The following is a 17,716-nucleotide window of genomic DNA, read 5'->3' on the forward strand; positions in this document are numbered from 1 at the left end:
ATGCCGATGGTCTGGTCTGATGGCGGAAGAGTTCGTCGACCATCTCGTCGTCTGTCATCTGGGCGAGATTCTCGACGCCCGCGGTATGACTCTCGCGGAACTCTCGCGTCTCGCCGGGGTCAGCGTCGTCAATCTGTCGGTGCTCAAGAACGACCGCGCCAAGGCCATCCGATTCTCGACGCTCACCGCAGTCTGTCGCGTCCTCGGCTGCACACCCGGCGACCTGTTCACCCTCCGCGAGATCTGACGTCCGCCCGATCGCAGCCACACCAGTCGGACAAATCGAACAAGTACATTGGATGACGGTAACCAGCACTACGAGAGAGAGTCCATCACATTGTCTGCTCCGGCCGGTCAACCGTTGTCCAAGGGTCAGAACGGCCCCCTCACCGTCGGTGACGTCGTCGTCTCCATCTCGCTGGCCGTACCTGCGGACCTGTCCGCGCTACTGGTCACCGACGCCGGAAAAGTACGCACCGACGCCGACTTCGTGTTCTTCAACCAGCCCACCGGCCCCGGTGTTCGCCTCGAGCCCGGCCAGGGCGGACCGGCCCGGCTCGCCGTGTCGCTCGCTGCAGTGCCCGCCGACATCGAGCAGATCCGCGCGGTCATCACCCTCGACGACGCGTCGAGCAACTTCGGGCGATCCACCGCCCCCGTGGCGCGGGTGAGCGATACAGCCGGAAATGTGTTGTACGAGTACACAATCGATGGCCTCAGCTCGGAGTCCATCGTGATCGCGCTGGAGATCTACCGCCGTCAGGGAAGTTGGAAGGTGCGAGCCGTCGGGCAGGGCTACGCGGGCGGGTTCGCCGCCCTGGTGACCGATCACGGTGTGTCCGTGGACGACGCCCCTGCTCCGACACCTGCCGCACCGACACCTCCTCCCGCTCCCGTCACTCCACCGCCGCCCGCTGCCCCGCCGGCACCGCCCGCCGCCCCGGTCCCCACCGAGGCTCCGGAAGTCAGCCTCACCAAGTCCAAGCCCGTCAGCCTCACGAAGGGCCAGAAGGTCACCCTCCGCAAGGACGGCGGCGTGGCGCTGACGGTCATCCGGATGGGTCTCGGCTGGGACCCGGTGACCACTCCGAGGAAGGGCGGATTCTTCGGCGGCGGCGGCCGAGCTGCGAACATCGACCTGGACGCGTCGGCGATCATGCTCGCCGACCGCAACGTCAACGATGTCGTCTACTACGGGCAGCTCAATGCCAAGGACGGCTCGATCGTGCACCAGGGTGACAACCTCACCGGCGAAGGCGAGGGCGACGACGAGGTGATCGTGGTCGACCTGACGCGGGTACCCAAGCACGTGACCGGCATCGTCTTCACGGTCACGTCGTACCGCGGTCAGACGTTCGAGCAGGTCGCGAACGCATTCTGCCGTCTCGTCGACAACACCACCAACACCGAACTGGCCCGCTTCACCCTGCAGGGCGGCATGCCGTTCACCGGTCTGGTGATGGCGAAGGTGTACCGCCAGGGCAGCGAATGGAAGCTCCAGGCCATCGGCGACGGTATCCAGGCCAAGCATGCCGGTGAAGCCGTCAAACAGCTCGGCCGCTATATGTGACCTTGCGGGCAGTAGTCGTCCGATCTGCAGCGCCGTCGAGCACGCCACCGAGCGGGTCGACGGCGCTGCCGTTTCGAATGAGATCCTCGGCCGGCCGGTAGATCTGCCGAACGATCAACGCGCACAATCCGATCACGGCGACATCGCGCACCACGACGGTCGCGGTGAACCACTGTTCGGGTAGACCCTTGTTCTCCACACCCAGGTAGTAGTACATCCGCGGGAACCAGACGAAGGCGTCGATCGTCATCCACGCCAACAGGATTCGACGATGCGGCAGCGCCAGTACGGCCAGCGGAACCAGCCACAGCGAGTACTGCGGACTCCACACCTTGTTGGTGAGCAGGAACCCGGCGACCACCAGGAACACCAGCTGCGCGAGCCGCGGCCGCGTCGGTGCCGTCGTGCCGATGTACGCGATCAGCGCACACACGATGGCGAACAACACGAGCGTCACGGCATTGAGAACCAACGGTTTGTCGCCCGGGTACAGCGGACCGTCGAAACCGGTCCAACCGGTGAACGAGGTGACGACGTTGTACAGCGAATCCGGGTCCGCGCCGCGCTCGGAATTGAGCCGGAAGAACTCGTACCATCCCGACGGATACAGCAGCGCCAGTGGAAGATTGACCGCCAACCAGGCACCGATCGCCGCACCGGCGGTGATGCCCCACTCGCGCATCTTTCCGGTGCGCCAGCACAGCACCAGCAGGGGCCCGAGGAACAGCAGGGGATAGAGCTTGGTGGCACCGCCGAGACCGATCAGAACTCCGGCCAGCACCGGCTTCTTCTTGGCCCATGCCAGCAAACCGGTGAGCGCGAAAGCCGTTGCGAGAGCGTCGAAATTGGTGAATCCGTGCACGATCACCAGAGGCGAAGCCGCCACGAGGGCCGCGTCCCAGATGCGGCGTCCGGCGGCTATGGCGGTGGCCCACACGGTGACCAACCAGGCGACGGCCAATCCCAGGGCAACCACGTTGAAGTAGACGACGACCGGCAACGCCTGCGGCAGGAAACTCAGTGAGTTCCATGCCTTTCCGACGACCATCGAGCCGTATTGGTAGAGCCCGGCGAGCACCGGGTACTCCATGTACCGAATCTGACTCGACCCGTCGGCCTTGGTTTCTTCCCAGGACTTCTTGTACGGGAACGCACCTTGATCCAGTCGCTCCGCCCCGTACAGCGGCACGGTATCGGAGTAACACATCGCCACGTACTGACGACTGCCACTCCAATCGAGTCCGAGCTCACCGCCCGGTCCCACCGGTGCCTGCTGGATACACGCGGCCTTGGCGAACCAACCGAAGCAGAGAAAGACCACCGCGAGCAGCAGAATCACCCGGAGCGCAGTGAACCAGCGCTGCCGACCGATGACCGCGTGCTTGCCGACCGGACCGCCGATGACCGAGGACAATTCCTCGGTCATCGGATCGGTACGACTGGGTAGATCGCGGTCCGCAGCGCTCGCCGAATCGAGGCGACCGGGGCTCGCCACGGCTCGACCCTTGCGGTCGGGTTCGGTCGTCACCGCCGCGTCGCTACTGCCCGGGCGCTGCCGGTTCGGGCGCTGCCGGTTCGGGTGCCGCCGGTTCGGGTTCCGCGGGCTGCGCCGGTGCCAGTCCGGGAAGCGGAATGGTCACGCCGGGCAGAATCTCGACCTGCCGCGGAGTGATGACTACCGGCGGCGAGATCTCCGTCGGAATCGGCAGGGTCACCTGCGGCGGAGCTGTCGATGGTGCCACCGTCGTCGCCGGAGCGGGTGCCGAGTACTGCGGCACACCGGCCTGACCCGCGATGGCCTCGGGCGTCGGGAAGGTCTCGTTCGAGGTGCCGTCCAACGTGCCGTCCATCGTGTCTTTCCAGATGTCCGACGGTAGGCCCGATCCGTAGATCGGTCCGCCGTAACTGTTCTCGAGCGGCAGACCCTGCTCGGTGCCCACCCAGACGGCAGTGGACAGCGACGGCGTGTAGCCGACCATCCAGGCATCCTTGTTCTGACCGGTGTCTCCGAGCTGAGCGGTACCGGTCTTGGCTGCCGACTGGCGACCGCCGGCGAGGTTGTGACCGTTGGAGTAGCCGGCGATCGGACGCATCGCCGAGGTCACGTTGTCCGCAACCGCAGCCGAGACGACCTGCTGGCCGGCTTCGGGAGCCCGGTCGAGCAGCACGGTGCCGTCGGCGGTGACGACCTTCTGCACGAAGTGCGGAGTGTGATAAACGCCGGACGCAGCCAATGTCGCGTAGGCCGAAGCCATGTCGATGACGCGAGACTGGTACTGGCCGAGCACGACTCCGTAGTTGGGGCCCGCGTTGTCGGGCTCGGTGAGGGTGGGTCCGACGCCCTCGATCTCCTGCGGGATGCCGAGCTTGTGTGCCATGTCCGCGATGGCCTGCGGACCGTTGTCCATGCTGAGCATCATCCGGTAGAAGCTGGTGTTCAGTGAACGCTTCAGCGCCTCGGCGATGGTGCACGTTCCACAGGAAGCGCCCTCGACATTGCTGATCTCGATGCCGTTGACGTCGAGCGGGGAGCTGTCGTACATCTTCGACAGCGGAATGCCCTGATCCAGCGCGGCGGCCAGACCGAACACCTTGAACGAGGATCCGGTCTGCAAGCCGGACTGGGCGAAGTCGAATCCTCGACCGTCCGCACCGCCGTAGTACGAGCGGACCGCGCCGGTGCGTGGATCGATCGACACCGACGCCGTCCTCAGCTCCGAGGGCTCGCCCTCCATGTTGCTGTTCACGGCCTCGACCGCGGCCGCCTGGGCGTTCGGGTCGATGGTCGTGGTGATCTGCAGCCCCTCGGTATTGAGGTCCTGGTCACTGATACCCACCGCCGACAACTCTCGCAGCACCTGGGCCTTGATCAAGCCGTCCGGCCCGGCATCCTGAGCATCACCGGTGTCGACCTGCGCGCTCGGGACCACCGCCGGGAACATCATCGACGCCCGCTGGGTCGCATCGAGCTGACCCTGGGAGACCATGCCGTCGAGCACGTAGTCCCAACGCGCTTGCGCGCCGGTGGGGTTGAACTCGGGATCGAGATTGGAGGGTTGCTGGATGACGGAGGCGAGAACGGCACCCTCCTCCACCGACAGCTGGTCGACGGACTTGCCGAAGTACGCCGTCGACGCGGCGGCGATGCCGTAGGCACCGCGACCGAAGTAGATGGTGTTCAGGTACGCCGCAAGAATGTCGTCCTTGGACCACTGCCGCGCCATCTTCGAGGAGATGACGAGCTCACGCATCTTTCGGGTCAGCGTCCGATGCCGCCGCAGGGCCGCCCTCCCATGCCCCCGCAGGGCCGACCCGCTCAGGGCAGGCCACCGGTGGATCCGGTGAGTGGACGTCCCGCGGGTGAGCGTCCCTACGGCGAACGTCGGTACGGAGAGCCGCCCATCGCGCCTCCTGTGCGATCCGCCGCCTCGACGGGCGTGACTCGGTCCGGCGCTGTGCCACCACCCCACGAACCGAACGATCCATCAGTTCTTTCCTCGGGCAGCGAACCGCCCGAGCCGCCCGAAAGAGGTCCCGCCGCGAAAACGAAGAAGAAGTCCAAGTGGCGGGTCGTTCGACGCACGATGTATGCGTTGATCGCCCTGGGTCTGATCGTGCCGATCCTGGCGTTCATGGTGGCCTACACCGTCGAGGACGTGCCGCGTCCCGGCGACATCAGAACCAACCAGGTCGCCACGATCTTCGCGGCCGACGGCTCGAGTGTGCTCGGCAAGGTGGTGCCACCCGAGGGCAACCGCACCGACGTGACGATCGATCAGATCCCGGAGCACGTGCGCAACGCCGTTCTCTCGGCCGAGGATCGCGACTTCTACTCCAATCCGGGATTCTCGGTGACCGGTTTCGGCCGGGCTCTGCGTGACAACGTGCTCGGACGCGACAGTGCCGGCGGTGGCTCGACCATCACCCAGCAGTACGTCAAGAACGCGCTGGTCGGCAACGATCGGACGCTGACCGGGAGGGGGACCGGGTCGCTGGCCGGGAGGAGGCATGGGAGGACGACCCTGCGGCGGCATCGGACGCTGACCGGGAGGAGGTCCCGGTCGCTGGCCGGGAGGGGGTACCGGTCGCTGGCCGGGCGGAGGCATCGGGGGACGGCCCTGCGGCGGCATCGGACGCTGGCCGGGAGGAGGTACCGGGCGACGCCCGGGTGGGTCGGAATGGCGGCTGCCGCGCGGCGGCCCGGGCACGTCGGGACGCCGTCCGGAGTCGCTACGGCCCGGTTCGTTGCTACCCGGATTGTTGTCGTAGGGGGAACTCACGTACGAATCTCCAGTAATTTCGGCGGCCGCGTCGAATTCTCGGTGGATGGGATCAGCTGAGCGATTGTGTCACTCACTCGCTGTTCGACGGTTCGGTTGACGGGAACCCGATCGCGGACGACGGGGTTGCTTGGGCGCGGGGACGGCCCCGAGGACATAGGACTGGACGAGGTGGTTCCAGCTGCACGACCTACACACCTCGACCACGTGGACCGAGAACTCCTCCTGGGTCGCCGCGAGACGGACGAGTTCGTCCGCCGTTCTCGCCGACCCGGACAGTGCCCCGAGCTTCTCACCGAACACCCAGGACACCAGCGTGAGCTGCTCCTTGCGGCAGATGGGGCACACCACATCGCTGCCACGTCCGTGGAACTTGGCGGCGCGAAGAAGGTACGGATCCGCATCACAGACCGCTGCGACGCCCGTCCTTCCGGAGTACACCTCGGCCAGCAGCGACCGACGCTGAAGGGCGTAGTCCACCACCTGTCGCTGAAGTCGCACGAGGACCAGAGTACGTGCGGCCCCTCCGATGCGGACCTGCGAACCCCGCCTCGACGGCGAGCAGGGCCCATTTCGGCCCTCGGAAACTACGCTCCACCTGTGCCGACGCGGTCTGCCCCTCGACGCAGGCGAGAGACGCAGATCGCACCGACGTCGATTCGGTGTGAGCTCCGGTCCCTACACTTGCTCGCATGTCGGCCACATCGGGAATCCACGTGCGCCCCCGACGACACGGCGACCTGACCACTCTCCTGCCCATCCTGCAACGTGCGCACGAATTACACCGTTATCCCGTGCGCGCAGCGGCGGTGCGAGCCGACTGGCTTGCCCCACCGAACGAACTCGCGGCCTGGGTGGCCGAGTCCGACGACGCCGTCGTCGGCCATGTCGCGCTGCACTCGACGGCAGCACCGGGAACCGATCCCGGCGCGGACGACGCAAGCGCGCAGTGGCGGCGAGCAACGGGGGTGGCTGCTGATCGACTCGCTGTGGTGTCGCGCTTGGTCACCGACGGTTCCGTACCGGGCAGTGGAACGACTCTGCTTGCACACGCGATCGATGCTGCGCGCGATGCAGGGCGCGTGGCGGTTCTGCTCGTCGAGCCGAGTAGCGCCGCCCTCGGCTTCTACCGCAGGCGAGGGTGGCAACAGATCGGGACGTCTGCGCAGCAGTGGGGCGAGTATCGAGTCGATGCCGTGCTGATGGTGGCACCGTCTCGCTGAGCCGACTGGCCACGTGCACGTTCACCCGCGCTCGGTCACGCCGACAGTGCAAAAAACGCACACACCACTGCACCGCAGAGACGTACGCGGTCCGCCGATCGCAGCCGACTCATCAGGTGTTCGTTGCGTCCCGCACGCCCCAGTTCGCCATGGGTGGGGGCAGCCACGAAGGCAGTCGCCGACGCCGAGACCGCCGCGCCGCCGATGCTCGTCAAGACAACCGCATCGATCGGCCCGGACACCAACACCCACAGACACGCAGCAGCGAGCAGTCCGTAGACCGGCCCGACGACGAGGGTTATCCGACGCGAGTGCGCGTCGTGGGCACGCGACCAGTCTTCGTCCGGAACCTCCGCCAGCGCCGGATAGACGACGCCGGTCACCACCATCTGAAAGCCCAGGTGGAGGGCCGCGGCGGCGAGAAGCGCGTCGACCGGGGTCATGTGTCGCACGATACGTGCACGGCCGAGTTGTCAGAATATGTATCGGCGCGATACATTCTTCGATAGTGCGGTCAATCGCATCGTCATGATGTGATCGTTGGATTCGAGAAGGGGGAGTTGCATGCTCGAGCTCGCAATTCTCGGACTGCTTCTCGAATCACCCATGCACGGTTACGAGCTCCGCAAGCGGCTGACCGGCCTGCTCGGAGCTTTTCGAGCGTTTTCGTACGGATCGCTGTACCCGGCACTCCGTCGACTACAAACCGACGGTCTCATCGCCGAGGACGCCGGTCCCGACTTGCTCGTGAAGAGACGAGCAAAACGGGTGTATCAGCTCACCCCGCTCGGCAGGGAACGATTTGCCGAACTGGTGGCCGACACCGGACCGCAGAACTACACCGACGACGGATTCGGCGTACATCTTGCCTTCTTCAGTCGGACTCCCGCGGAAGCTCGAGTCCGCATTCTCGAAGGCAGACGTCGCCAGGTCGAGGAGCGCCGAGAAGGCCTCCGCGACGCTGTGGCCAAGGCGAACGGGACACTCGACCGCTACACCCGGCAGCTACATCAGCTCGGTCTCGAATCGAGCGAACGCGAGGTGCGCTGGCTCAACGAAGTCATCGCAGCCGAGCAGGCCGACCCCAACCCAGCACCGTCCCGCACAGCACCAAACAGGACAGTCAAGACAGAAGGAGAACCCGACCATGGGTGAGAACAACAACGCAATCCGCGTGGCCATTGTGGGTGTGGGCAACTGCGCCTCATCCCTGGTCCAGGGTGTCGAGTACTACAAGGACGCGGACGAGAACGCCACCGTCCCCGGCCTCATGCACGTCATGTTCGGCAAGTACCACGTCCGCGACGTCGAGTTCGTCGCCGCGTTCGACGTGGACGCCAAGAAGGTCGGCTTCGATCTCTCCGAGGCCATCTTCTCCAGCGAGAACAACACCATCAAGATCGCCGACGTACCCCCGAAGGACGTCCACGTCCTCCGCGGACCGACCCTCGACGGCCTCGGCAAGTACTACCGCGAGACCATCACCGAGGCCGACGGCGACGCCGTCGACGTAGCGCAGGCCCTGCGCGACGCCAAGGTGGACGTGCTCGTGTCCTACCTCCCCGTCGGATCCGAAGAAGCCGACAAGTTCTACGCACAGGCCGCCATCGATGCAGGCGTCGCCTTCGTCAACGCGCTGCCCGTCTTCATCGCCTCGGATCCCGTCTGGGCCAAGAAGTTCGAGGACGCAGGCGTCCCCATCGTCGGCGACGACATCAAGAGCCAGGTCGGTGCCACCATCACCCACCGCGTCATGGCCAAGCTCTTCGAAGACCGCGGCGTGCAGCTCGACCGCACCATGCAGCTCAACGTCGGCGGCAACATGGACTTCCTCAACATGCTCGAGCGCACCCGCCTCGAGTCGAAGAAGATCTCCAAGACCCAGGCCGTCACGTCGAACCTGCAGAAGGAATTCAACGCCAAGGACGTCCACATCGGACCGTCCGACCACGTCGGCTGGCTCGACGACCGCAAGTGGGCCTACGTCCGCCTCGAAGGCCGCGCCTTCGGTGACGTTCCCCTGAGCCTCGAGTACAAGCTCGAAGTATGGGACTCGCCCAACTCCGCAGGCGTCATCATCGACGCAGTCCGCGCCGCGAAAATCGCCAAGGACCGCGGAATCGGTGGACCGGTCATCCCGGCTTCGGCCTACCTGATGAAGAGCCCCCCGAAGCAGCTGGCCGACGACGTCGCCCGCGAGCAGCTGGAAGCGTTCATCATCGACGCATAAATGCCTGCGGCAGTGGTGTGACTGAGTGCCTGCGACTGCACTCATCCGCGCCACTGCCCCCGCCCGCCGGTCCACTCGATGTGACATTGACCCCCGAAAAGGCCACTGAATGTCACATCGAGTGGACCGGTGGGCGTTCGTCTATCCGGCCGCGGTGATTTCTCGTGGATCAAATGTCACCCGGATTTCCCTGATTGTTCCGTCCTCGATTCGCTGCCAATTGGCGGTGCTTGCCGGGGAGGCGATCGACGTGTGCAGATCGAACCACGTCAGTACGTTGGGGCCGTCCACGAAGACGTGGGTGATATCGATGTCGGTGACGATCTCCGACATTCCTTTCAATCCCGCCACACATTCCGCGCCGTTGGCCGCTGTGCCCAGTGGTCCCCGGAATGTCGCGTCCTCGTGCAGGATCGACGCCAGAGTGTCGAAATCTTTGCTTTTCCAGGCCTCGAAGTAGGTTGCGGCAACTTCTTTCGGTGTCCGTGTCATGACCTCGAGTCTCGAGCGCACCGGGTCAGAAGTCCAACAGTTTCTTCCGATGACCATCAGAAGTTCTACTCATAGCCGCAGCTGAAGCTAGCGCGCTATCGTGTGCTGGTGGCCATCGATCCCACGTCCAAGCATCCGGTCCTCGAACGCGTCCGCGCGCTGGCCTTCGCCTATCCCGAGGTGTCCGAGAAGATCTCCCATGGACGGCCTACCTTCCGCACGTCCTCGGTCTTCGTGTACTTCGGCGGTGGCGTCAAAGGCGGCGACCAACACGACCTCTCGATCCTGGTCAAATGCGAGAGCGCCGAGGAACAGCGTGCCTGCGAGCTCGAACCCCGGTACTTCCACCCCGCCTACCTCGGACCGGCCGGCTGGGTGGGCTTCGACCTCTCCGACGCCGACGACGACGTCTGGGCCGAGGCCGCCGAACTGATCGACTGCAGCTACCGCTTGACTGCCCCGAAGCGCAACGTCGCCAGACTCGATGCCGGTGAGGGTCCGAATCTGGGTGTCCAGCAGTGGAACTGAGGCAGCTGGAGTACTTCGTCGCGGTGGCCGAGGAAGCGAACTTCACCCGCGCCGCTGCCCGAGTTCACATCAGCCAATCCGGCGTCAGCGCCCAGATCCGCGCGCTCGAACGAGAACTCGGTGCTGAATTGATCGACAGATCCGGCGGTACAGCAACATTGACCACCGCAGGCCAGGCCGCGCTGGCACACGCCCGTGCGACTCTGGCCGCCGCCGACTCGGTTCGGCAATCCGTCGACGATGTTGCCGGACTTCTACGCGGATCCGTCCGGATCGGCATGGTGACCGCGTGCACCGTCCCACAACTGTTCGACGCGTTGGCCCGCTTCCGTTCGGCGTATCCCGGCGTCGAACTTGCTCTGCAGGAGGGGAATTCGGATCGTTTGGTAGCCGATGTGCGCTCAGGGGAACTGGATCTCGCACTGGTCGGCGTCGCGGCTCGGGCCCCCGACGGACTGGAATCGATGGTGATCATCGAGGAACGAATCTGCGCGGCCGTGTCACCGAACCATCCGTTGGCATCGCTCGAGCGGGCGACGTTGGCTCAGGTGAATCACTACCCGGTCGTCTCGCTTCCCGTGGGTACCGGAGTGCGGGCGGTGTTCGACCGTGACTGCGCCGGAGCGGGGCTGCCGCCGTCGATCCCGTTGCAGGCCAGCGCTCCCGACGCAGTCGCCGACCTCGCTGCACGCGGCCTAGGGGTGGCAATTCTGAGCGCATCGATGCTCGATACCTACGGCGATCGACTGACTGTGGTGGAGCTGGCGGACTCGACCACAGCAGCGCTGTTGGCTCTCGTCTGGACCCCGAAACCGAACGCCGCGTCGGCGAGGTTCGTCTCGATGACGCTGGATGCCTTCGGTTCCACCGCGATCTGAACCGGATCGATAACCGGAGTCGTTCGGCGCACAGGTCGGGACTTCCTACCCCAGTGCCGGGCGCACCTGCGAACCTACGGTCGAAGACATGAAAACTCCCACCTTCGGTCAGCGTCTTCGCTACGACGTCGGCGGCGTCCTCCCGGACGACCTACGGGATTGGGTCCTCCACGACCTGACCGGACGTGGATCCACTCCGCGCTATCTGGCCCGATTCCTCGTTCCACTGGCCGCCGTGCTCTTGCTGTTCCTCCTGTTTCCAGGGCCGAACTGGATTGCGGGTCTGATGATGATGCTGATCTTCGTCCCGGTCGTCTACTTCGCCTCCGCACTGCATCTGATCTATCGCGCGTTCCGGCTCGGGCAACACGGGATCGACGCAGCCTCGATTCCACGCGCTACGCCCAGTGCGGAACGCGACCGCAGAACCTACGAGGCCAACTACAGGCACCCGTGACCACCACACCCGATATTCGAACGAAAACAGCACAGGACGAGGCAACCATGACCAGCACCCAGACAGAGCCCGCGACCGATGTCGGAAAGCCACGAATCGGAGACCGCGCGCCGTCGTTCACCGCAGTCACCACGCAAGGGCCCATCGATTTTCCCGCCGACTACCGCGGAAAATGGGTCATATTCTTCTCGCACCCCGCAGATTTCACACCCGTCTGCACCAGTGAGTTCATCACCTTCGCCTCGATGGCAAACGAATTGCGTGACTACAACACCGAATTGGTCGGACTGTCGATCGATGGTCTGTACAGCCATATAGCGTGGTTGCGCACGATCAAGGACAAGATCAGTTTCAACGGGATGTCCGGTGTCGAGGTCAAATTTCCTCTGGTCGAGGACATCTCGATGGACATCGCCCGGGCGTACGGCATGATCATGCCCGGCGAGAGCTCGTCGAAGGCAGTGCGGGCGGTGTTCGTCGTGGACCCGAAGAGTGTGGTGCGCGCAGTCATCTACTACCCGCTGAGCACCGGTCGGAACTTCGACGAGATCCTGCGTCTGATCAAGGCACTGCAGACCGCAGACGCATTCGACGTTGCGACGCCGGCAGATTGGCGCCCGGGCGACCCGGTCATCGTGCCACCGGCCGGTTCGTGCGGTACTGCCGCGGACCGAATGGACGGTACCGATTCCGACGTGGAATGCCAGGATTGGTTCTTCTGCACACGGTCGATCAGTGCAGAAGACATCGAAGGTGCCATCCGCGCACGCTGAGAGTCAGCGAATCTTCTTGACGGTGAACCACAGTGCGACAAGCAGACCCAGCAGCGCCAGCGACGGCAGTACGCCGGGATCACCTCCGATGATCCCGGCGACAGCGAACCCGAGCGCCACCAGCGCGAAGAATCCCAGAATGCCCGCCAGCAGCTGCAGATGATCCTGTGCCGTCACGACTTGACGCCGCCTGCGGTCAAGCCCGAGATGATGCGGCGTTGGAACAGCAGCACCATGATCACCAGCGGGATGGCCACGATGGTCCCGGCGGCCATGATTGCCGCATACGGCACCACGAGCGGATCGTTGCCGGTGAACCGCGCGATGGCCACGGTCACCGGCTCGGTGCTGTCACTCGAGAGCTGACTCGCCAGCAGGTACTCGTTCACCGCTGCGATGAACGCGAGGATGGCGGTGGTGAACAGGGCAGGTGCGGCAAGTGGAAGCATCACCAATCGGAAGGCCTGGAAGCGTCCGGCGCCGTCGATCCGGGCGGCTTCTTCTAGCTCCCAGGGCAATTCGGCGAAGAACGCCGCCAGCGTGTAGATCGTCAATGGCAGTACGAACGAGATGTTCGGGATGATCATGGCCTGATAGCTGCCGATCCATCCGATGTTGGTGAAGAACTGGAACAGCGGGGTGACCAGCGCGACGACCGGGAACATCGAGGCTCCCAGAATGATGCCCGTCACCACGTACTTGAAGCGAAAGTCGATGCGCGAGAGTGCATACGCAGTGAAGATACCGATGGTCAGCGCGATCAGCGTGGTCGCTCCGCCGACGATGAGGCTGTTGCCCACCGCCCGCAGAAAGTTGTTGCCGTTCGCGGTCGACAGGGCATTTTCGAAATTTTCCCACGTGACATGCGTCGGCCACGGCGTCGTGTCGAAGGTGTAGCGCGGGTCGCGGAACGCGGTGACGACCATCCAGTAGAACGGTGCCAGCCCCCAGACGAGAATGACGACGACGCCGAGATAGATGCGGGCCTGCTTCATCGGCCGGCCCCCTTACGCTGAGTGTCCTGCGTGGCAACGGCATTGGCACCGAGGAACTTGACCAAAATGAACGCCACTACGAAGATCATGACGAACGAGATGGTCGACAGTGCCGCAGCGCTGTTGAATCCCTGCCGGATCTGCTCCACCACCAGGATCGAGATGGTTCGCGTGGCGGGATTGCCTTCGGTGAGGATGGCGGGAAGGTCGTACATCCGCAGCGCGTCCATGGTGCGGAACAGAATTGCGACCATCAGCGCGGGCTTGACCAGTGGCAGCGTGATCTTGGTGAAACGCTGCCACGCCGACGCGCCGTCGACGCGAGCTGCCTCGTAGACGTCCGCCGGGATCATCTGTAGCCCGGCCAGGATCAGCAGAGCCATGAACGGCGTCGTCTTCCAGACATCGGCGATGATGACCGCGAAACGCGCCGGCCACGCGTCACCGGTCCACAGAATGTTCGTTCCCAGAATGCGATTGGCGATACCGTCGTACGCGAAGATGAAGTACCAGAGCTTGGCCGTCACCGCCGTCGGGATGGCCCACGGGATCAGGATCGCGGCGCGCAGCAGGGCCCGTCCGGCGAAGGTCTTGCCCATGATCACGGCCATGGCGAAGCCGATGACCACCTCGATGGACACCGTCACGACGGTGAAGAACGCGGTGTTGCCGACCGCGCCCCAGAACTGAGAACCGAGAGTTCCCGGCGGGCAGGGCACCAGCGTGCCCGACGCCGACGTGCATTGCTGCAGTATCCAATGCGTGTAATTGGCGAAACCCGCAGAGCCGCCGGAGACGAACATGCCGGTGGCCGGATCGAGACCGGGATCCGTGGAGAACGACATCACCAGAGCTCGAACGACCGGGTAGACGATGACGATCGCGAGGATCACCAGCGTCGGTGCGATCAGCAGCCAGGCCCGACCAGGCGTCAGGCCGAAGCGCTTGTTCTTGGACCGCACATGCCGACCGCGGCCGGGGGACGAGCCCCCGGCCGCGGTGGTTGCGCCGGCCCCACTGGTCACACCAGCAGGTACAGCCATTGGTTCTCCCGAAATCAGTTGGCGCCGGCGGTTTCGATGCCGGCCTGCATGTCCGTGATCGCCTGGTCGACGTTCTTCTCACCCTTGATCGCGGCAGACACGTTGTCCTGCACGGCCTTCGACACGGCCGGGTAGAACGGGGTCACGGGACGCGGAACTGCATTCTCGATGGATTCCTTCAGTGCGGGAAGGTACGGCATCGCGGCGATCAGTGCGGGGTCGTCGTACAGCGATGCGAGCACGGGCGGCAGTGCACCCTCGGCGATGATGCGCTGAGCCTGCTCGCCCTGCAGGAATCGCAGGAAGTCGGCAGCGGTGGCCTTGTTCTCGGAGTACGCGCTGATCGCGGCGTTGTATCCGCCGAGCGTCGAGGTGCCGACTCCGGTGACTCCGGGAAGCGGTGCGACCGCGTACTTTCCGGCCACAGCCGAACCTTCCTCGGCCGCGGTGCCGTAGACGTACGGCCAGTTGCGCAGGAACAAGGTCTGACCGTCCTGGAATGCCTGCTGGCTCTCGGACTCCTTGAACGTGGTGTCCTGAGCCGGAATGACGCCGGTCTCGAACGCGGTGACGAGGGTCTGCAGTCCGGCCCTCGCCTCCGGGCTGTCGACGGTGGGGGTCTTGCCGTCCTCGGCCACGATGGATCCGCCGTGCGCGTTGATGATCTCCGACGCGTTGGCCGTCAGACCTTCGTACGGGGCGAATTGCCCGGCGTAGCAGTCGATGTTGTTGTCCCGAGCGACCTGGCAGTCCTCGGTGAGCTCGGCCCAGGTGGTGGGTGCCTCGGGGAGCAGATCACTGCGGTAGTAGAGCAGTCCGCCGTTGGTGTTCTTCGGTGCGGCGTACTGCGTGCCGTTGTAGGTCGCGCTGGCGACGGTCGCGGGCAGAACGCCTGCGTTGTCGAGCGCGAATTCGCCCTCGAGCGGCACGAGCCAGCCCTTGGCCGCGAACTCGGCGGTCCAGACGACGTCGAGTGCCATCACGTCGTAATCGCTCTGCTGGGCCTGCAGCTGCTGGACGAAGTCGTCGTGGGCCTGATCGGCGTCGGCGGACTGCTCCTTGAAGGTGACCTGCTCGTCGGGGTGGCTGGCGTTCCACTCCGAGATGATCTGCTGGACGACACCGGTCTCGGTGGTGTCCTGGCCCTCTACATAGGTGATAGGTCCACGGCCGTCGGCATTTTCGGATGCAGCACCCGAATCGCCGCCCGAACCGCTGTCGCTCGAACATCCGGTGAGCGTCAGCAGCGTGGCTGCCGTTGCAACCACCGCCACCTTCGTGATCAAAGACGCCATTGTTCTCTCCACTTACTTCTACGCGGTGGTATGTGCCCGGAGATGGGCACGCAGAATCTCGCTGTGATGCTCCCCCCGACACATATGTCGATGGGTACTGTGGCACACATCGCACCGCGCAGTGGTCGTTATCGCGTTCCTGAATCGGTCAACCAGGACGTGTCGTAAGGGGCCGGTAGCCTTTCGCTCATGAGTTCGGACAAGATGCTGACGCGGATCGGCGGGCTGCTGCGCCAGGCCGAGTCCACCGACAATCCACACGAGGCCGAGGCCTTCATGGAGGCAGCTCAGCGTCTGGCCACGTCGGCGTCGGTCGATCTGGCAGTGGCTCGTTCGCACAGCGCGTCACGGGAACGGCAGGCGACACCCAGCCAGAAGGTGATCCCCATCGGAGAACCGGGCAAGCGTGGACTCAAGACCTACGTGCACCTGTTCGTGTCCATCGCACACGCCAACGACGTCCAATGCGATGTGTCCCGATCGTCGACGCAGGTGTTCGCCTACGGTTTCGACTCCGACATCGAGACCACCGAAGCCCTCTACTCCTCGCTGCTGATCCAGATGGTGCGAGCCTCCGACGCGTACATCAAGTCCGGTGCATACAAATCCGAGACGGCCATCCGTACCGTCACCGAGATCAAGAATCGCCGACGCTACACCCGACGGGAGGAAGTGCCGGTCGCTGCGGTGACGGCGCGGCTCAACTTCCAGACCGCATTCGCGTCGCGCATCGGTCAACGACTCGGTGACGTGAAGAAGGACACCGAGGCGAAGGCCATCGCACAGGAGCAGCAGGGCGCTGGTACGGCGCTTGTGTTGCGCAACAAGGAGATCGAACTGCGCGACTACTATCGACAGACCTCGACCGCGCGCGGACACTGGCGCGGCCAGAGCGCGAACGCCGGCTACTCCGAGGGTGCCCGAAAGGCCGGAGATCGAGCGGGGCGAAACGCGAAGATCGGCGGTCATGCCGAAATCGACGCCGCGAGCCGGCAGTTGGGTCGCTGACTACCGAGTTCGCGGCGATGCCGCGAACACCGGCCATCCGATTTCCGTGCGCCACTGCGTCGAATCGTCCGTATCGCGCGGCCCGACGGCGTAGACCTCACGAACCGGCCCCGCGATGGCCAGGCCGTTGGTCTCCACGTAAATCCCCAGAGCGCCGTAGGTGACGTCGATATCGTCGTGGGGCCCATGATGGACCGTCACCGCGAGTTCGGTCGGCTGCAGCGTCATCGGCCGAATTCTGTTCAGAGAGAGCGTATGTGCGGTGGGGACATAGACGGTCATGGCCCCGCGCCCCTCGGTGAACAACTCGTTGTCGTACAACCCACCCGGTGGTCCGGTGTTGTCGGAAACGGCTGCGTCGATCTCGGCCATCGCGTCGGAGTACCAGTCCAGCACCTCGGACGCGTCGACCATCTCGGAAATTGCTGCGACAGAGCACTCTTCGGTGAGGATGCGTCGAACCTCGATGGTCGGTGGCGTCGGGTCGAGGAGTCGCCGCAGGGCCGTGACCGCTGATCGGGTGTCGTCCAACTGCCGCTCGAGCCGAGTGAGGTGTTCGGTGATCAGTCGGGCTCGGGCGTCGGGGTCCGGGGTGTGCATGATCGCCCGCACCTCACGCTCGGGCATCTGCATGGTGCGGAACCGGCTGATGACCTGCGCCGTGGCAACCTGATCGGTGTCGTAGTACCGATAGCCGGAGTAGTCGTCGACGGTCGCAGGCTCGAGCAGACCCGACTCGTGATAGCGCCGCAGCGTCTTGACCGACAGGTGCGTGATCCGAGAGAACTCACCGATCGTCAACAAACCGTTCATATCGACATTCTGACCCCTCCCCCTGCGGGAGAGTGAACACTCGCCTTGGGACAGGGGTGACACTCGGTTCACGGCCGAACTTCGATGCTGGGGATTCGGGTGTAGCCGGGGCTGGTAGCAAATGCGCGCGC

Annotated in this window: 19 protein-coding genes and 2 pseudogenes; 11 read left to right on the top strand and 10 right to left on the bottom strand. The window is 64.7% G+C overall.

Annotation, left to right across the window (positions count from 1 at the left end; genetic code table 11):
• The first annotated feature begins 19 nt into the window (after positions 1-19).
• Together CH256_RS00005 and CH256_RS00010 are read left to right on the top strand one after the other, a co-directional pair.
• Positions 20-247, top strand: a complete 228-nt coding sequence (locus CH256_RS00005; protein WP_068047485.1) for a helix-turn-helix domain-containing protein — start codon at positions 20-22, stop codon at positions 245-247.
• A 90-nt stretch (positions 248-337) separates the two neighbouring features.
• The gene (locus CH256_RS00010; RefSeq protein WP_256989305.1) at positions 338-1,570 is read left to right on the top strand and encodes a TerD family protein; all 1,233 of its coding nucleotides are present in this window, start codon (positions 338-340) and stop codon (positions 1,568-1,570) included.
• Here CH256_RS00010 and CH256_RS00015 read toward each other — a convergent pair.
• The gene (locus CH256_RS00015; protein ID WP_068047521.1) at positions 1,545-2,996 is read right to left on the bottom strand and encodes a glycosyltransferase family 87 protein; all 1,452 of its coding nucleotides are present in this window, start codon (positions 2,994-2,996) and stop codon (positions 1,545-1,547) included. The genes CH256_RS00010 and CH256_RS00015 overlap by 26 nt on opposite strands.
• A 112-nt stretch (positions 2,997-3,108) precedes the next feature.
• Positions 3,109-5,016: pseudogene (locus CH256_RS00020) on the bottom strand (transglycosylase domain-containing protein); the annotation flags it as partial.
• Here CH256_RS00020 and CH256_RS28400 point away from each other — a divergent pair.
• Positions 4,903-5,544: pseudogene (locus CH256_RS28400) on the top strand (transglycosylase domain-containing protein); the annotation flags it as partial. The pseudogenes CH256_RS00020 and CH256_RS28400 overlap by 114 nt on opposite strands.
• 375 nt (positions 5,545-5,919) lie before the next feature.
• Here CH256_RS28400 and CH256_RS00030 read toward each other — a convergent pair.
• Positions 5,920-6,351 carry a DUF5318 domain-containing protein gene (locus CH256_RS00030; protein ID WP_170944655.1) on the bottom strand — a complete coding sequence of 144 codons (432 nt, stop codon included), beginning with the start codon at positions 6,349-6,351 and terminating at the stop codon, positions 5,920-5,922.
• 191 nt (positions 6,352-6,542) lie between these two features.
• Here CH256_RS00030 and CH256_RS00035 point away from each other — a divergent pair, with 191 nt between their 5' ends.
• Positions 6,543-7,073: a GNAT family N-acetyltransferase gene (locus CH256_RS00035; RefSeq protein ID WP_068047494.1), complete on the top strand. Its 531-nt coding sequence runs from the start codon at positions 6,543-6,545 to the stop codon at positions 7,071-7,073.
• A gap of 35 nt (positions 7,074-7,108) precedes the next feature.
• Here CH256_RS00035 and CH256_RS00040 read toward each other — a convergent pair whose 3' ends face one another.
• The gene (locus tag CH256_RS00040; RefSeq protein WP_094638365.1) at positions 7,109-7,516 is read right to left on the bottom strand and encodes a hypothetical protein; all 408 of its coding nucleotides are present in this window, start codon (positions 7,514-7,516) and stop codon (positions 7,109-7,111) included.
• A 121-nt stretch (positions 7,517-7,637) separates the two neighbouring features.
• Between CH256_RS00040 and CH256_RS00045 the strand changes: the two genes are divergently transcribed.
• On the top strand, positions 7,638-8,228 hold the full coding sequence (locus CH256_RS00045) for a PadR family transcriptional regulator (protein WP_068047497.1): 591 nt from the start codon (positions 7,638-7,640) through the stop codon (positions 8,226-8,228).
• A complete protein-coding gene (locus CH256_RS00050) occupies positions 8,221-9,303 on the top strand; it encodes an inositol-3-phosphate synthase (RefSeq protein ID WP_032396939.1) in 1,083 nt (360 codons plus the stop codon). The genes CH256_RS00045 and CH256_RS00050 overlap by 8 nt, the downstream gene beginning before the upstream one ends.
• Positions 9,304-9,444: 141 nt before the next feature.
• Here the strand turns inward: CH256_RS00050 and CH256_RS00055 are convergent, their stop codons facing one another.
• On the bottom strand, positions 9,445-9,795 hold the full coding sequence (locus CH256_RS00055; protein WP_068047527.1) for a nuclear transport factor 2 family protein: 351 nt from the start codon (positions 9,793-9,795) through the stop codon (positions 9,445-9,447).
• Positions 9,796-9,903: 108 nt separating this feature from the next.
• On the opposite strand from CH256_RS00055, the gene CH256_RS00060 reads away from it, so the two are divergent.
• From CH256_RS00060 to CH256_RS00075, 4 genes are all read left to right on the top strand, one after another.
• Positions 9,904-10,323, top strand: a complete 420-nt coding sequence (locus CH256_RS00060) for an MmcQ/YjbR family DNA-binding protein (protein ID WP_306437429.1) — start codon at positions 9,904-9,906, stop codon at positions 10,321-10,323.
• Complete coding sequence (locus tag CH256_RS00065) at positions 10,314-11,201, top strand: LysR family transcriptional regulator (RefSeq protein WP_094668536.1); 888 nt, start codon at positions 10,314-10,316, stop codon at positions 11,199-11,201. Before CH256_RS00060 ends, CH256_RS00065 begins: the two co-directional genes overlap by 10 nt.
• Before the next feature lie 88 nt (positions 11,202-11,289).
• Positions 11,290-11,658, top strand: coding sequence for a DUF5313 family protein (locus tag CH256_RS00070; RefSeq protein WP_094668537.1), 369 nt, complete (start codon positions 11,290-11,292; stop codon positions 11,656-11,658).
• 47 nt (positions 11,659-11,705) lie between these two features.
• Entirely contained in the window at positions 11,706-12,431 is a 726-nt protein-coding gene (locus tag CH256_RS00075; RefSeq protein WP_094668542.1) for a peroxiredoxin, read from the top strand.
• Positions 12,432-12,434: 3 nt separating this feature from the next.
• Here the strand turns inward: CH256_RS00075 and CH256_RS27880 are convergent, their stop codons facing one another.
• Genes CH256_RS27880 through CH256_RS00090 form a run of 4 tightly spaced genes read right to left on the bottom strand, consistent with a single transcriptional unit; the run spans position 12,435 to position 15,764 of the window.
• Complete coding sequence (locus tag CH256_RS27880; RefSeq protein ID WP_176460445.1) at positions 12,435-12,608, bottom strand: hypothetical protein; 174 nt, start codon at positions 12,606-12,608, stop codon at positions 12,435-12,437.
• Complete coding sequence (locus CH256_RS00080) at positions 12,605-13,426, bottom strand: carbohydrate ABC transporter permease (RefSeq protein ID WP_068047507.1); 822 nt, start codon at positions 13,424-13,426, stop codon at positions 12,605-12,607. Before CH256_RS00080 ends, CH256_RS27880 begins: the two co-directional genes overlap by 4 nt.
• Entirely contained in the window at positions 13,423-14,469 is a 1,047-nt protein-coding gene (locus tag CH256_RS00085) for a carbohydrate ABC transporter permease (protein WP_179271940.1), read from the bottom strand. Before CH256_RS00085 ends, CH256_RS00080 begins: the two co-directional genes overlap by 4 nt.
• A 14-nt stretch (positions 14,470-14,483) precedes the next feature.
• On the bottom strand, positions 14,484-15,764 hold the full coding sequence (locus CH256_RS00090; RefSeq protein ID WP_094668538.1) for an ABC transporter substrate-binding protein: 1,281 nt from the start codon (positions 15,762-15,764) through the stop codon (positions 14,484-14,486).
• Positions 15,765-15,953: 189 nt separating this feature from the next.
• Here CH256_RS00090 and CH256_RS00095 point away from each other — a divergent pair, with 189 nt between their 5' ends.
• The gene (locus CH256_RS00095; RefSeq protein WP_094668539.1) at positions 15,954-16,772 is read left to right on the top strand and encodes a DUF2786 domain-containing protein; all 819 of its coding nucleotides are present in this window, start codon (positions 15,954-15,956) and stop codon (positions 16,770-16,772) included.
• On the opposite strand, the gene CH256_RS00100 is transcribed toward CH256_RS00095, so the two are convergent.
• Positions 16,773-17,585 (bottom strand): MerR family transcriptional regulator, encoded by an 813-nt coding sequence (locus tag CH256_RS00100; RefSeq protein WP_094668540.1) that lies wholly within the window; start codon positions 17,583-17,585, stop codon positions 16,773-16,775.
• Positions 17,586-17,716 lie beyond the last annotated feature (131 nt).

It is taken from the genome of Rhodococcus sp. 05-2254-6 (assembly GCF_002258565.1).
GTDB lineage: Bacteria > Actinomycetota > Actinomycetes > Mycobacteriales > Mycobacteriaceae > Rhodococcoides.